The sequence below is a fragment of the Fundidesulfovibrio soli genome (assembly GCF_022808695.1).
GTDB classification, from domain to species: Bacteria; Desulfobacterota; Desulfovibrionia; order Desulfovibrionales; family Desulfovibrionaceae; genus Fundidesulfovibrio; species Fundidesulfovibrio soli.
Map to the genome: position 1 here is coordinate 318,174 of NZ_JAKZKW010000001.1, position 13,084 is coordinate 331,257.

Annotated in this window: 13 protein-coding genes, 1 tRNA gene and 1 pseudogene; 4 read left to right on the plus strand and 11 right to left on the minus strand. The window is 61.4% G+C overall.

Annotated elements, in window-relative coordinates; translation table 11 throughout:
- Positions 1-53 precede the first annotated feature (53 nt).
- From MLE18_RS01535 to MLE18_RS01580, 10 genes and pseudogenes are all read right to left on the minus strand, one after another.
- Complete coding sequence (locus MLE18_RS01535) at positions 54-284, minus strand: hypothetical protein (RefSeq protein WP_243366695.1); 231 nt, start codon at positions 282-284, stop codon at positions 54-56.
- A gap of 159 nt (positions 285-443) precedes the next feature.
- A pseudogene (locus MLE18_RS18175) lies at positions 444-671 on the minus strand (PTS sugar transporter subunit IIC); the annotation flags it as partial.
- Positions 672-855: 184 nt separating this feature from the next.
- Positions 856-1,311, minus strand: coding sequence for a PTS sugar transporter subunit IIB (locus tag MLE18_RS01545; protein WP_243366697.1), 456 nt, complete (start codon positions 1,309-1,311; stop codon positions 856-858).
- Positions 1,312-1,314: 3 nt separating this feature from the next.
- Positions 1,315-1,752 carry a PTS sugar transporter subunit IIA gene (locus MLE18_RS01550; RefSeq protein WP_243366698.1) on the minus strand — a complete coding sequence of 146 codons (438 nt, stop codon included), beginning with the start codon at positions 1,750-1,752 and terminating at the stop codon, positions 1,315-1,317.
- Between the two features lie 10 nt (positions 1,753-1,762).
- Entirely contained in the window at positions 1,763-2,650 is an 888-nt protein-coding gene (gene rapZ, locus MLE18_RS01555; RefSeq protein WP_243366699.1) for an RNase adapter RapZ, read from the minus strand.
- A gap of 97 nt (positions 2,651-2,747) precedes the next feature.
- Positions 2,748-3,200: a PTS sugar transporter subunit IIA gene (locus tag MLE18_RS01560; RefSeq protein ID WP_243366700.1), complete on the minus strand. Its 453-nt coding sequence runs from the start codon at positions 3,198-3,200 to the stop codon at positions 2,748-2,750.
- Complete coding sequence (gene hpf / locus MLE18_RS01565) at positions 3,200-3,739, minus strand: ribosome hibernation-promoting factor, HPF/YfiA family (protein WP_243366702.1); 540 nt, start codon at positions 3,737-3,739, stop codon at positions 3,200-3,202. The genes MLE18_RS01560 and hpf overlap by 1 nt, the downstream gene beginning before the upstream one ends.
- A 38-nt stretch (positions 3,740-3,777) precedes the next feature.
- On the minus strand, positions 3,778-5,223 hold the full coding sequence (gene rpoN, locus MLE18_RS01570; RefSeq protein ID WP_243366704.1) for an RNA polymerase factor sigma-54: 1,446 nt from the start codon (positions 5,221-5,223) through the stop codon (positions 3,778-3,780).
- A 115-nt stretch (positions 5,224-5,338) separates the two neighbouring features.
- Positions 5,339-5,881 carry a KdsC family phosphatase gene (locus MLE18_RS01575; RefSeq protein WP_243366708.1) on the minus strand — a complete coding sequence of 181 codons (543 nt, stop codon included), beginning with the start codon at positions 5,879-5,881 and terminating at the stop codon, positions 5,339-5,341.
- Entirely contained in the window at positions 5,881-7,515 is a 1,635-nt protein-coding gene (locus MLE18_RS01580) for a CTP synthase (RefSeq protein ID WP_243366710.1), read from the minus strand. Before MLE18_RS01580 ends, MLE18_RS01575 begins: the two co-directional genes overlap by 1 nt.
- 138 nt (positions 7,516-7,653) lie before the next feature.
- Here MLE18_RS01580 and MLE18_RS01585 point away from each other — a divergent pair, with 138 nt between their 5' ends.
- The 4 genes from MLE18_RS01585 (at position 7,654) to MLE18_RS01600 (ending at position 9,759) form a co-directional block, all read left to right on the plus strand.
- A complete protein-coding gene (locus MLE18_RS01585) occupies positions 7,654-8,466 on the plus strand; it encodes a phosphoribosylformylglycinamidine synthase subunit PurQ (RefSeq protein ID WP_243366713.1) in 813 nt (270 codons plus the stop codon).
- Positions 8,467-8,526: 60 nt separating this feature from the next.
- Positions 8,527-9,048: a tRNA adenosine(34) deaminase TadA gene (gene tadA / locus MLE18_RS01590; protein WP_243366715.1), complete on the plus strand. Its 522-nt coding sequence runs from the start codon at positions 8,527-8,529 to the stop codon at positions 9,046-9,048.
- A gap of 149 nt (positions 9,049-9,197) precedes the next feature.
- A tRNA-Ser gene (locus tag MLE18_RS01595) sits at positions 9,198-9,291 on the plus strand.
- A 216-nt stretch (positions 9,292-9,507) separates the two neighbouring features.
- Positions 9,508-9,759 carry an Arm DNA-binding domain-containing protein gene (locus MLE18_RS01600; protein WP_243366717.1) on the plus strand — a complete coding sequence of 84 codons (252 nt, stop codon included), beginning with the start codon at positions 9,508-9,510 and terminating at the stop codon, positions 9,757-9,759.
- Between the two features lie 544 nt (positions 9,760-10,303).
- Here MLE18_RS01600 and MLE18_RS01605 read toward each other — a convergent pair.
- Positions 10,304-12,781 carry a PAS domain S-box protein gene (locus MLE18_RS01605; RefSeq protein WP_243366718.1) on the minus strand — a complete coding sequence of 826 codons (2,478 nt, stop codon included), beginning with the start codon at positions 12,779-12,781 and terminating at the stop codon, positions 10,304-10,306.
- Between the last annotated feature and the right edge of the window lie 303 nt (positions 12,782-13,084).

A 13,084-nucleotide genomic window follows, 5' to 3' on the forward strand; every position in this document is an offset into this window, starting at 1 on the left:
CAAATATCACAAAGGTCGTCCCTTGCCAAGCACGATCCTCAGCAAGGTGCGCCTCAATGCACAAGCCGGGTGGCCAGGGCCAGGCCCACGCCCCCCAGAAGGATGGCGTAGGCGGGCCGGTGCCTGAGCGAAAGCACCACGCCGATGCTGGCGATGACCCACAGATGCGGCCACGTCATGGGGATGCGCCCCAGCAGGGGCGAGGCCATGGGCAGCAACACCGCGGTGAAGACCGTGAGCAGGATGAGGGACAGGGCGAAAACGGCCATGTTCAGGGGAGCCATCACCAGGATCGAGCCGCGTGTGAGTCTGACGGGCCCGGACGATCTGGCGGGATAGCGCGCCCAGGCCAGCAGGCTGGAATGCGCGCGGTTCTCGTATTGTCGGTGGTAGCGCTCGAGCCGGGCGAACAGCAGGCCCAGCGGCAGGGACGCCACCATGACCAGGGCGGCGACGGAAGGCTGCGTTATGCCAAAGTGATGCGCCACAGCAAGGCTGGCCAGGGTCGGCGCGAGGGACTGCGGGGGTATGATTGTGCCGGCCGGGAAGAGATCAAGCCAGACGAGTTCGAAAAAGAGGCTGACGCCCAGGCTTACGGTGAAGTCGCCCGTTATCGCGCCCCAGAAGAAGCCCACGGCCAGGGGCCGGTCAAGCAGGGGCAGGTTGATCAGGAAGCGGAAGCAGGAAAAGAGGGCAAAAAAAAAGCGTTGGCGACAACGTAGGGAAAAAGGGCGGCGTGTATTTCCATCGTTTCATCCCGGTCTTCAGGATTTCAAGAACACAAACCATACCCGCCACGCCCGGAAAAGAAAAGCCCGGGCCATAGCCGCCACGCCGCTCCGTCGCAAACGGCCGTCAGGCCAGCTCCGCGGGATCGCTGGGGATGCAGCGGTAGTCGATGCTCACCCCCTCCGCCTGGAGACCCTCCAGGCAGAGCTCGTCGTCCTTGCTCAGGGCGATATGCTGGCAGAGCTGTCTCTTGCCCGGCCCGTAGTGCAGGTTGCCCAGGTTCAGGCAGGAGTAGCCCAACCCGGCCTTGCGGCTCCTGGTGGCGTCCCGGCAGTCGGCGAAGAGCACCAGGACGTTCTTGTCGCGGAGCTTCTTGTCCTCAAGGTAGGCGCCAACCTGGGCGACCTCCAGAAAGACGATCTCCACCCCCAGGGGGATGGCGATGGACATGATCTGCTGGCGCAGTTCGTCCTTGGCCAGTTCGTCGTTGCCCACCACCAGCGTCCTGGCGTCGGTATAGGGCAGCCAGGCCTCGATGATCTGGCCGTGCACCAGCCTGTTGTCGATGCGCACCCAGACCACGCGTTATTCCCCGGCCACCTTTTTCCGCAGGATCTCGCCGGCGACCACGATGCCTTGCACCCCAGCGGTTTTGGCCTCGGCGGCCAGCTGCGAGAGGGGTTTCGAGCGGGAGGAGAGAATCTTGATGAGCATGGGCAGGTTCACGCCCGTGACCACCTCGATGGTGTGTTGCGCCATGAGTGAGAGGGACAGGTTGGTGGGGGTGCCCCCGAACATGTCCGTAAGGATCATCACGCCGCCGCCCTGCTCCACTTCTTTGATGGATGCGTCGAGGATCTGCACGGTCTGCGTGGTGTCCACGCCGACCTCCACGCTCACGGTGCGCACGTGCTGCTGTTGCCCCAGGATCATTTCCGCCGCGGCCAGGAGTTTCTGCCCGTAGTCGGTGTGGGTCACGATGACCACGCCTACGGCGGCGGGGACGGTAGAAGTATCGCTCATCGTTGGTCTGTCAGCCTTTTTCGATATGCCGGTGTTCCAGGGAGACGGTGTATCCCTCCTTCCGCAATGTGTCAAAGAGGGCCTCGGCCGTGGCCACGGAGCGGTGCCTGCCGCCGGTGCAGCCCAGGGCGATGGTCAGCCGGTAGCGGCCTTCCTTGGCGTAGAGGGGGATCAAGCCGGAGAGGAAGTCGAGGAACTTGGGCAGGAAGAGGCTGCCCTCCTCGGATTTGAGCACGTAGTCGGCCACGGGGGCATCCTTGCCGGACATCTCCTTGAGCGAGGGCTCGAAATAGGGGTTGGGCAGGAAGCGCAGGTCGAAGAGCAGGTCGGATTCGGTTGGGAGGCCGTATTTAAACCCGAAGCTCATGATGTGCACCTTCATGTCCGGCCCCTTGCCCTCCAGGAACATCCATTTTTCGTGGAGCTGGCGGCGCAGGTCGTGGATGGAGAAGTCGGTGGTGTCCATCACCAGGTCGGCTGCCTCCCGCAGGGTTGCCATGCGGCGGCGTTCCTCCTCCACGGCCTCGCCCAGCCCGTAGCCTTCGGACTCGAAGGGATGCGGGCGGCGGGTGGTGGCGTAGCGGCGCATGATCTCCCGAGTGGAGGCCTCGGTGAAGATGATCTGCGGCGGGTTGCCGGAAGCCTTGAGGGTTTCGAGGGCGTCCAGCCAGTCGGAGTCGAAATCCGCCTGGCGCACGTCCATGCCCAGGGCAAGGCCCCGGTAGCGGTGCGCGGACTGTTCATCGAAGAGGGTGACGAGCTTGGGTATGAGCATGGCGGGCAGGCCGTCCACGCAGAAGTAGCCCATGTCTTCGAAAACGTTGATGGCGGTGGATTTTCCAGACCCGGACAGCCCGGTGATAACCACCACGGAAAGCCTGTTCGCGCCGGAGTCCATAGCGGCACGCTCCTTGTGAATGTGGAAGTCCCCGCCGCGCTCGGGGCGCGGCGGGGACGGACAGTAGCAGATTACCGGCGCAAGTACATGACGCTTATCAGGCGTGGCTGGTGAGCACCCGCCAGAGGCTCTCCCTGTCCGGGGCGTCGAGGAATGCCCCCCGGAAGCTCTCGTCCGAGAGCAGGCGCGAAATCTGCGCCAGGATGCGCAGATGCATTCCCGCAACGTGTTCGGGCGCCAGCACCAGGAAGAAGATGCGGCAGGGCTTGTGATCCAGGGCTTCGAAGTCGACCCCGCCGTTGCTGCGTCCGGCCACGATGACGATCTCCTTGAGGGAGTCCATCTTACCGTGGGGGATGGCCACAGCGTCGCCTATTCCGGTGGTGCCCAGGCTCTCGCGGTCCAGCAGGACCCGCAGGGCCTTCTGCGCGTCGATGTCCGGGAAGGCCTGCGCCACCGGGGCCACGAGCTCGGCGAGCACGTCGGGCTTGCTGTCGGCTGCGAGGCTGTCGAGCACGAAGTCCTTGCGGAGGTACTCGCCCAGGCGCATCAGTTGGATACTCCAGGGTCGATCAGGCCGAAGTCGCCGTTCTTGCGCTTGTAGATCACGTTGATGCGGTCCGTGTCGGCGTTCTGGAACACCAGGAACTCGAACTTCATGGCGGTGACCTGCTCGGCGGCCTCGTCAACGCTCATGGGCTTGGGGTTGTACTTATCGGACTCCTCGATGGCGTTGACCTTGCCCGCTTCGTCGAAGCTGACCACGCCCATGGTCACGGGGGCCTCGGGCTGCTTGCGGCGGTCCTTCATCTTCTCGCGCATCTTGCGGATCTGCGCTTCGAGCTTGTCGGTGATGAGGTCCACGGTGGAGTACATGTCGTCGGAGCGCTCATGGGCGGAGATGTGCATGACGTCGGCGTCCAGCAACACGTCGATGATCTGGCGGGTCTTCTCGACCATCAGGGTGACGACCATCTCGGCGTTGTCGGCGTTGCTCATGTATTTGGAAAGCTTCTCGAAACGCTTGCTGGCGTATTCGCGCAGGCCGGGAGAAGGTTCAAAATTCTTGAAGTGGAATGCGATGTTCATAGAGCCTCCAAGGTCTTACCGCATGGGGATGCGGGGTTTTAGAGAATTTCCTTGCGTTTGGACGACGATTCGATCCCCATGGCCATTCTGTACTTTGCCACAGTACGGCGTGCGATGTTGACTTGCAACTTCTGTTTGAGAATCTCGGCGATCTGCTCGTCGCTGATGGTCTTCTTGGAGTCCTCGGTGGCGATGAGCTGCTTGATGAGCGCCTTGACCGACTCGGAGCCGACGGAGGTGCCGTCGTCGAGTTCCAGTGAGGAGTTGAAGAAGAATTTGAGTTCGTAGATCCCGTGCGGAGTGGCTACGTACTTGCTCGTGGTGATGCGGCTCACGGTGGACTCGTGCATGCCGATGTCGTCGGCCACGTCCTTGAGGATCAAGGGTTTGAGCTTGGTCACGCCGTGCTCGAAAAAGCCTCTCTGAAATTTAACGATACTCTCCAGCACCTTGAACAGGGTCCGCTGGCGTTGATAGAGGCTCTTCATCAGCCACTGGGCGGAGCGCATCTTGTCCTGGAGGTAGTCCTTGTCGGAGCCCGAGGCGCCGCTGCCGCGGCTCATGTCCTCCATGTAGTAGGGAGACAGTTGGAGCTTGGGCAACCCATCTTCGTTGAGCACGATGATGAAGTCGTCCCCGTACTTGTACACGAAGGCGTCCGGGTTCACGTACACCGGCTCGGAAGAGCTGAAGTGCGAGCCGGGCATTGGGTCCAGCGATTGAATGATATCGAGGTATTGCCTGATATCCTCCAGGCTCAGCTTGAACTTCTTGGCCAGGGGCTTGTAGCGCTTCTTCTCCAGGTCTTCGAGGTGGTCGCTCACGATCTCGAGCAGGATGGGGTCCGTGTAGCCATAGACCTCCAGCTGCACCAGCAGGCACTCCTGCGGGGTGCGGGCAGCAACGCCCACGGGGTCGAAGCGCTGCAGCTTGTGGAGCACGGATTCCACCAGGGGCTCGTCCGCGCCGGTCTCCTGGGCGATCTCCTCAAGGGAGGAGCGGAAATAGCCCATATGATCCAGATTGCCGACGATGGCGTCGGCCACGGCCCGCTCCTGCTGGGTGAATTCGGAAAGATTGATCTGCCAGGAGAGGTGCCCCTCAAGGGAGGTCTTGGAGGTCAGCCTGGCCTCGAAGGAGAAGCCCTCTTCCGGGGCCTCGTACTCGCGCACCGTGGCCTGGCGGGAGGTGGAGGCGAAGTCGCCGATGTAGTCGTCCCACTCGGCGGTCTTGAGCAGCTCGCGCTGCATGGCGCCTTCATCGGTGGTGGCGTCGGGGGAATGGGAATCCTCGGCTATGGTCGGGGCGGGACGCTCATCCTCGACAAGCACCTCTTCCAGCAGCGGGTTCTCGAGCAGCTCCTGCTGCACGGTCTCCATCAGTTCCAGTCGGGACAACTGCAACAGCTTGATAGCCTGCTGCAGCTGGGGGGTCATCACCAGCTGCTGAGAGAGTTTGAGTTGCTGTCTGAGCTCCAGGGCCATCGGCCGGGTTTCCTCCTCGGTACGGAATATGACGGCTAGCAAGAAAAATGCCGAATATCCGCCGCGAAGGCTGCTTATGCACTAATTCCTGGCTTCACGCAAGATGTCCTGGGGATCAATCCTCCTGCGGGGTCAGGTTCGCGCCCCTGGCGGTCAGCAGCAGGCGCACCGCCTCGCGCACCGCGCCGCCCCCGCCGGGCCTGCGCGATATCCAGGCCGCCCGGCGCAGGGCCTCGGGCTGGGCATCGGCCGGAGCCATGGGCAGGCCCACCTTGGCCATGACCGGCAGGTCCAGCAGGTCGTCGCCCATGTAGGCCACATGGCGGAACTCAAGTCCTCGGACGCGCAGCATATCCTCCAGGATGGGGAGCTTGCGCCTGTGGCCGCCGTTGAATTCGGCCACTCCGAGCTCCTTGAGGCGGCGGCGGGCCTGGGCGTTGTCCAGGCCGCTGATCACAGCAACTTCAACGCCCGCATGCTGCAAGAGCTTGATGCCCAGGCCGTCGAGCACGCTGAAGCGCTTCAGCACGAGGCCGTCCGCGTCGTAGAGCACCCCGTTGTCGGTGAGCACCCCGTCCACATCCAGGACCAGGATGCGCGCGTCCCTGGCAAGGCGGAGCGCCCGGCTCGTCAAGCCGGGCCGGGCGCGCCTCCTCATCAAGCTTTGCGGCGGGCCTTGGCCGCGCGGATGAATTCCCTGAAGAGCGGATGCGGCTTCATGGGGCTGGAGTGGAACTCGGGATGGAACTGGCAGCCCAGGAACCACGGATGCTCGGGCAGCTCCACCATTTCCACCAGGGATTCGTCGGGCGACAGGCCGGAGAAGACCATGCCCTTCTCCTCCATGCGCGCGTAGTAGGCCTTGTTGAACTCGTAGCGGTGGCGGTGGCGCTCCTCGATCTGGGGCTTGCCGTAGGCCTCCATGGCCTTGGTCTCGGGCTTGACCACGCAGGGGTAGGCCCCCAGGCGCATGGTGCCGCCCATCTCGGAGTCGGCGTCGCGGCGCTCCAGCTTCTTGGTGCGGAAGTCGTACCACTCGCGCATCAGGTAGATGATGGGGTCGGGGTTCAAGCGGTTGAACTCCTCGGAGTTGGCCTCCGTGAGCCCCAGGACGTTGCGCGCGAACTCGATGCAGGCCAGCTGCATGCCAAGGCAGATGCCGAAGAAGGGCACCTTGTTCTCGCGGGCGTAGCGGATGGCGATGATCTTGCCCTCCACCCCGCGCGATCCGAAGCCGCCGGGCACGAGCACAGCGTCCAGCTCGCCCAGGCGCTCCACCACGTTCTCCTGGGTGATCTCCTCTGAGTTCACGTAGACCAGGTTGGCGCGGCAGTTGTTGGCCACACCGCCGTGGATCAGGGCCTCGTGCAGGCTCTTGTAGGCCTCCTTGAGGTCCACATACTTGCCCACGATGCCGATGGACACCTCGCCCTTGGGGTTGGCCAGGGCGTGGGTCAGCTCCTCCCAGGGGCGCAGCTCGGCGTTCTTGGCGGGCAGGCGCAGCAGGATGGCGATCTTCTGGTCCACGCCTTCGGCGTAGAGCTTCAGGGGCACTTCGTAGATGTTCTTCACGTCCACGGCGGTGAACACGGCGTCGGCGTCCACGTTGCAGAACTGGGCGATCTTGGACTTCAGCGAGGAGTCCAGCTCGATCTCGGAGCGGCAGATGATGATGTCGGGTTGGATGCCGATGGAGCGCAGCTCCTTGACGCTGTGCTGGGTGGGCTTGGTCTTGAGCTCGCCCGCCACGCGCAGGTAGGGGATGAGCGTCAGGTGGATGTAGAGCACGTTGTCCTTGCCCAGGTCGGAGCGCAGCTGGCGGATGGCCTCCAGGAAGGGCTGGCCCTCGATGTCGCCCACGGTGCCGCCGATCTCGATGATGGCCACGTCCTCGTCGCGGGCCACGCCAAGGATGGAGCGCTTGATCTCGTCGGTGATGTGCGGGATCACCTGCACGGTGCCGCCCAGGTAGTCGCCGCGGCGCTCCTTCTGGATGACGGTGTTGTAGACGCGCCCGGAGGTGAAGTTGTTGTTCTGGCTCATGGGCACGCCGAGGTAGCGCTCGTAGTGGCCCAGGTCGAGGTCGGTCTCGGCGCCGTCGTCGGTGACGTACACCTCGCCGTGCTGGAACGGGTTCATGGTGCCAGGGTCCACGTTGATGTAAGGATCGAGCTTCTGGATGGTCACCTTCAGGCCGCGCGCCTGCAACAGCGCGCCGATGGAGGCGGCGCACAACCCTTTGCCGAGGGAGGACAACACGCCCCCGGTGACGAAAATAAACTTGGTTTTCATGAAGCCCGGCCTCCTTGCCGATAGCAAAAGTGTATAAAGCCCCCTCCCGGTTGACGCTTCGCTCGGGGGCACGTAATGTCTCCGAACACGTCTAAGCGACCGGTCCGATTTTTTCAAGAAACCCCTGGAGCGACTTTCATGGCCCGAGTCAGAACCCTGGTCATCACCGGATACGGCACCAACTGCGAGGCGGAGTCCGCCCACGCGGCCAATTTGTCGGGGTCCGACCAGACCGACATCGTCTATTTTTCCGACATCACGGCCGGGCGGGTGAGCCTGCCCGGCTACAACTTTCTTATCTTTCCCGGCGGATTTCTCGACGGCGACGACCTCGGCGCCGGCCAGGCCGGGGCCATCCGCTGGAAATACGCGAAAACCGCCGCGGGCGAGGCCCTGCTTGGGCAGCTGCGCACCTTCTTCGAGGACGGCGGCCTTATCCTGGGCATCTGCAACGGCTTCCAGCTGCTGGTAAAGCTCGGGCTGCTGCCCGCCCTGGACGGCAAGTACTTCGAGCGCCAGGTCACCCTGTCCAATAACGACTCCGGCCGCTTCGAGGACCGCTGGGTCACCGTGCGCGTCAACCAGGCCAGCCCCTGCGTGTTCACCAAGGGCCTGGAGCAGCTGGATCTTCCGGTGCGCCACGGCGAGGGCATGATCATCCCCGAGGACAACGCCACCTTCTCGCGCATCGTCACCGAGAACCTCATCGCCCTGCAATACGCCGATCCGGCCACGGGCAAGCCCACCATGGAATACCCAGCCAACCCCAACGGGTCGCCCATGGCCATCGCGGGCCTCACGGACCCCTCCGGGCGCATCCTGGGGCTCATGCCCCACCCCGAGGCCTTCAACCACCCCACCAACCATCCGGGTTGGATGCGCGGCGAAGCGCCGAGGCTCGGCATCTCCATCCTGGAGAACGCCGTGCGCCACATCAAGGAAAACGCCTGAACCAAGGCCGCAACGAATGCGGGCGCATCCCACCTGGGATGCGCCCGCTCTTCTAAAACGATGAATTTCCCCCGCACCCGCGCGCTGGACGCCAACACCCCCCCCACCGACTGGCGGTCCTGGCGGGCGGTGATGGCCCGCGCCCTGCGCCAGGCTTGGCTGGCGGGCAAGGCCGGGGAGGCCCCCGTCGGGGCGCTGGTGATCGAGACCGCCACGGGCCGGATTCTCTCGCAGGCCCGCAACGCCTCCATCGGCTTGAGCGACCCCACGGCCCACGCTGAAATATTGGCAATCAGACAGGCCGGCCAAGCCATCGGCAACTACCGCCTGGGCGGCTGCATCCTGGCCGTGACCCTGGAGCCCTGCCTGATGTGCGTGGGCGCGGTGATCCACGCCCGGCTGGACGGCGTGGTCTTCGGCGCGCGCGACCCCAAGGCCGGGGCCCTGGTCTCCAACCTGGACGGGGCCGCCCTGCCCTTCACGAACCACCGCCCGGCCGTGCTGGAGGGCGTGCTGGCCCAGGAGTGCGGGGCAACGCTGTCGCGTTTTTTCGCCGCCCGGCGCAAGGCCCGCAACGCCTGAGCTTCGTTCCAATTCCAAGCACAAGTCCCGCGCCGAACAGCCCCCCGCAGCGCGTGCGACCAAACGGCCGCAAGAATGATCCCCGTTAAGCGTACCGAAGGCTTGCAACCGAGGCGGGATTTCTCTAAGGTGCCTTTCCTTCACGGCGCGGAGAGGTACCGAAGTGGCCGTAACGGGACCGACTCGAAATCGGTTTGTGGGCTAATAACCTGCACGTGGGTTCGAATCCCACCCTCTCCGCCATATCAACTTCCACGCAAGTCCAACAAAGTCCATAAACACCTGAAATTAAAATATAAGCCTGGGCTGAACAGTCCGGGCCGGTCCAGTATGGTCCGTTGACATCCGGGTAACAACCTGGGTGTCAATCCGGGCAACAGGTTTCGGCGCCTGGTAACTCTTTTCCGTACCACGGCTCGGAGGATGCCATGCCGGGATCCCCCCCTGGCGGGTGTTGGCGTGAAGAACGCCAAGCCCGGACCCAAGCCCTGCAAGCTCCCTGACGAGCGCGGCCTTGTCCTGGAGGTCCGCCCCAACGGCGGAAAGTGGTGGCGGCTGCGCTACTCATTCGAGGGCAAGGAAAAGATGCTCTCGCTTGGCGTCTACCCGGACGTGGGCTTGAAAGACGCCAGACAGCGCCACGAACGTGCTCCAGGGCAAGCGCCGTTCCCCGCTGGATGCCCTTCGGGCGTTCTGCGTCTGGTTTTCTAGCGGACCAACCCGTGAGGTGGCCATATGCGTCTCCGGACCAGACGAGCGACACCCCTGCGACCTCTGGCACTAAAGCTTCGGAAAGATACCGCCCAACGTTTCCCGCTCCCTGCTCTTGGCCATCAAGGCACTCTGCCGGGACTGTATGCCGGACGGCCTCACGGACTGCGACGTGAACACGCCGTATGAGCTATCCTACCCTGCCCCCTCTGGCCGTATCGCCTGGGGCGCAATCCGAACATAGGCAACGGGTCCGCAGGGAGCGCAGCGAACAGGGCAAAAGGCAAATGAACTACATTGCTCCACAGCCCGATTCGGGCTCTAGGATGAATCCCAAGCTCTGAGGACGTATACATTCCCCTTCCGAGTGTATGAACGGCAAGCCAGTCGCGGAATGCCTATTTGTTGGATGGCGGGAGGTACGCCGATTAGTCGGGGTGCCTCCCTTAAGCTTATCGTGCTCTTGTAAAAATGAAAAATGCGCGCGCTCATGGACTGAGATAGCACCACCGGGCCTTGACAGGTTTGCCTGGCGGCATCGGAATTATGAAGAAGCCTTTGAACAGGGCAGGATGACCGTCACGGTTGTCCCTTCCGTCTCCGAAGTGGTGAAATCAATGCGACCGCCGTGCGCCTTGGCGATGAGTTGAGCGCTATAGGTTCCCAGGCCGGTGCCCAATCGTTTGCCGCTGGTGACATACTTGTCGAAGAAGCGCTCCCTGATTTCAGGAGGAATTGCACCCTGGTTGTGTATGTCAATGTGGTCCCAGGGTGGCTCCTTCCGGCAAGTAACCATCACGCAGCCACCCTCAGGTGAGGCTTCCACTGCGTTCTTGACTAGATTCAGTAGCATGTCTTCGAGAAGGAATTCCTCTCCGTAAAGATGCTGCTGTGTATGAACCAACTCAAGCCTGACGTTTTTTGCGGCTAGATGGTCGGCCAACGCCAGCCGGATGTCCTCGAAAAGAGCCCGGAGCGAACATCTGGAACTGATTGGAGCATACTCGCCCTGTTCCATCTTCATGATTTTGTCAGATGAGTCCACCAGCATGATGACTTGCCTGATGGAACGCCGGATTTTCGGAATGTGTGAGATGATCGACCCGTTGATCGAACCACGCTCAACCAATTCGGTTAGGGCGTGCAAACTCGTCAGGGGGGACTTGATGTCGTGCCGGATGATGCCCTCAACATCGGCTTTGAACTTCTCCGCATTCTTGCGGTCAGTGATGTCCCGGGCAAAGCCTAGCCACAGTTTCTTTCCATTCTCCCTGATGGGGGTAGCCCTGACTTCCACAGGGTATATAAGGCCGCTTTTATTACGGTGTCTGGTCTCAAATGAAACCGTCGCATCATCGTTCACTGGATCGATGAAAGCATTCATCTGTGGTGTGTCATTCACATCCAAGTCAACGACATGCATACCCAGCAATTCCTCTCTTGTGTAACCGGACTGGCGTTCCGCCTCATGGTTCACGTCCAATAGCCTGCCAGATAAGTCCGCTAGATAGAGGGCATCCCCGGCACTTTGCACCAGCAGACTGAAGCGTTCATTGCTCTCCCGTAACAATGCTTCAATCCGCTTGAGTTCGGTGATGTCGCGCCCAACAGCCTGGATTTCCTTAAGGGCATGGTCCTTGTCGAAGAAGGCGCGGTTGACAAACTGCATCCAACGGACTTCACCTTTGGCGTCAAAGACGCGGTTCTCAATGACAACCACCGGGTTATCAGGGGAAAGGCTGCGAATGCGCTCCTCGACCATCGGCACATCCTCAGGAACTGCAAGAGGTTGCCAACCATGGTTGACAAACTCTGTCTCTGTCTTGCCGAAGAAGCGACAAAAGACTTCATTGACGAACGTGTATGTGCCATCGGGTTTGTACCGGGCGATAAGTTCTGTCTGGTCCTCAACAACAGTGCGAAAACGTGCTTCGCTCAAAATCAAGGCTACCTCACGCTGCCTGAGGAGGTCCGATGCTCCTTGAAGAGCATCTGCCACCACCTGGGTCTCAGTAAATCTTGACTTCTCCGCCTCTAACCTTTCACCCCTCCCCAGTGCCTCTGCGAGTTTAATGAGTCCGGTAATGGAAGAAGATATTTTGCGGCCCTGCCGCAAAGCGATGACGAACCCGAAAGCTCCAAGGAATGCCGTACCAAAAAGAGCCATGGCCACCCATCGCCACAAGCCCTGCATGACATGAGCCTTGGGCACGCTGATGACCAAGGTCCACCCTGAAACAGTCGAGTGGCTGAACCCTGCCAGAACCGGCCACCCGGACATGCCTAATCCCTCCAGTACCCCCTCATTTGCGACTTCCTTGTGCTTCGTCAGCGCGGGCAAGTTGGGTTTTGTGCCGACAAATTGTGCCTGATCCCGTGTACGGGCTACGACCATACCGGCGCTATCCAGAATCGTAACCGTCCATTCTTGAGGCAAGGCAGGCAGGGCGAGAGCCTGCAACAGCGTATCTACAGGCAAGGTCAATGCAAGGTCATACGCCACGCGGCCGTCACGAAACACCGGAACATCAATGCTGATGAGGTAACGTCCAGTTACAGCCCCTTTGTATATACTGCTCACGCCCCCCTTCCCTGTCTCAAAGATGCGCAGGACTCGTTCAGGAACATTGCGTTTGGGAAGAGGAGCCCCAGGGGGGAGATAGCTATTGATCAACTGCTGCCCTGTCTCGTCGGCCAGAATGATGTCAGCGCCGGGTCGGTTAACAAGAGCTATAAGGGTCTGGTCATACAAGCATTTAAAATCACCAGAAGAAAGCTCAGACGACTTGGCCAGCACCTGCAAGTCCGCCAGAGTTCCCTCTAGTTCCCGATCCATTGTCATGGAGAGTTTGCGGGTGGTATCCAGCATGTCCTGGCAGATACTTTCACGCCTTTGCTGGAAGCTGCTGTATACTAGGGCGATTGCTGCGAATCCAACGGGCAGAACGCTGGCCAGGACAATAAAAGTAAGCCTGTAGCGAACAGACCTACGAAACGTGCCCCACTTCGCCTTTATGTTCATGCGGCGCGCTCCAGGTTTAGGCCCATCTAGGGCTAGAATTTCTGCTGCACGACACACTCGCTCCATTTAAATTAAACATTTCGTGCCATAATTTATACAGGGTCGCAAGTGATTGGCGTCGGCTGAGCAAGCATATCGGCTAGTTTAGCCTGCTATCCAACCCTCGGGTGAAACCACAAAAGTACAGGGAAATGGCGGGGAAGATGTGTACCCGGCCTGGGCACAATCCGGACATCGGACTGGAGCTGATAATAAATCGTTATTAGCAGGGCAAACGTCAGATGAACTTCACTGCTCCACAGC

Excerpts from the sequence above, each read along its gene's own strand:
- MLE18_RS01535 (WP_243366695.1), bottom strand. The coding sequence starts at position 284 with ATGGCTCCCCTGAACATGGCCGTTTTCGCCCTGTCCCTCATCCTGCTC.
- MLE18_RS01550 (WP_243366698.1), bottom strand. The coding sequence starts at position 1,752 with ATGAGCGATACTTCTACCGTCCCCGCCGCCGTAGGCGTGGTCATCGTG.
- rapZ (WP_243366699.1), bottom strand. The coding sequence starts at position 2,650 with ATGGACTCCGGCGCGAACAGGCTTTCCGTGGTGGTTATCACCGGGCTG.
- MLE18_RS01560 (WP_243366700.1), bottom strand. The coding sequence starts at position 3,200 with ATGCGCCTGGGCGAGTACCTCCGCAAGGACTTCGTGCTCGACAGCCTC.
- hpf (WP_243366702.1), bottom strand. The coding sequence starts at position 3,739 with ATGAACATCGCATTCCACTTCAAGAATTTTGAACCTTCTCCCGGCCTG.
- rpoN (WP_243366704.1), bottom strand. The coding sequence starts at position 5,223 with ATGGCCCTGGAGCTCAGACAGCAACTCAAACTCTCTCAGCAGCTGGTG.
- MLE18_RS01575 (WP_243366708.1), bottom strand. The coding sequence starts at position 5,881 with ATGAGGAGGCGCGCCCGGCCCGGCTTGACGAGCCGGGCGCTCCGCCTT.
- MLE18_RS01580 (WP_243366710.1), bottom strand. The coding sequence starts at position 7,515 with ATGAAAACCAAGTTTATTTTCGTCACCGGGGGCGTGTTGTCCTCCCTC.
- MLE18_RS01585 (WP_243366713.1), top strand. The coding sequence starts at position 7,654 with ATGGCCCGAGTCAGAACCCTGGTCATCACCGGATACGGCACCAACTGC.
- tadA (WP_243366715.1), top strand. The coding sequence starts at position 8,527 with ATGAATTTCCCCCGCACCCGCGCGCTGGACGCCAACACCCCCCCCACC.
- MLE18_RS01605 (WP_243366718.1), bottom strand. The coding sequence starts at position 12,781 with ATGAACATAAAGGCGAAGTGGGGCACGTTTCGTAGGTCTGTTCGCTAC.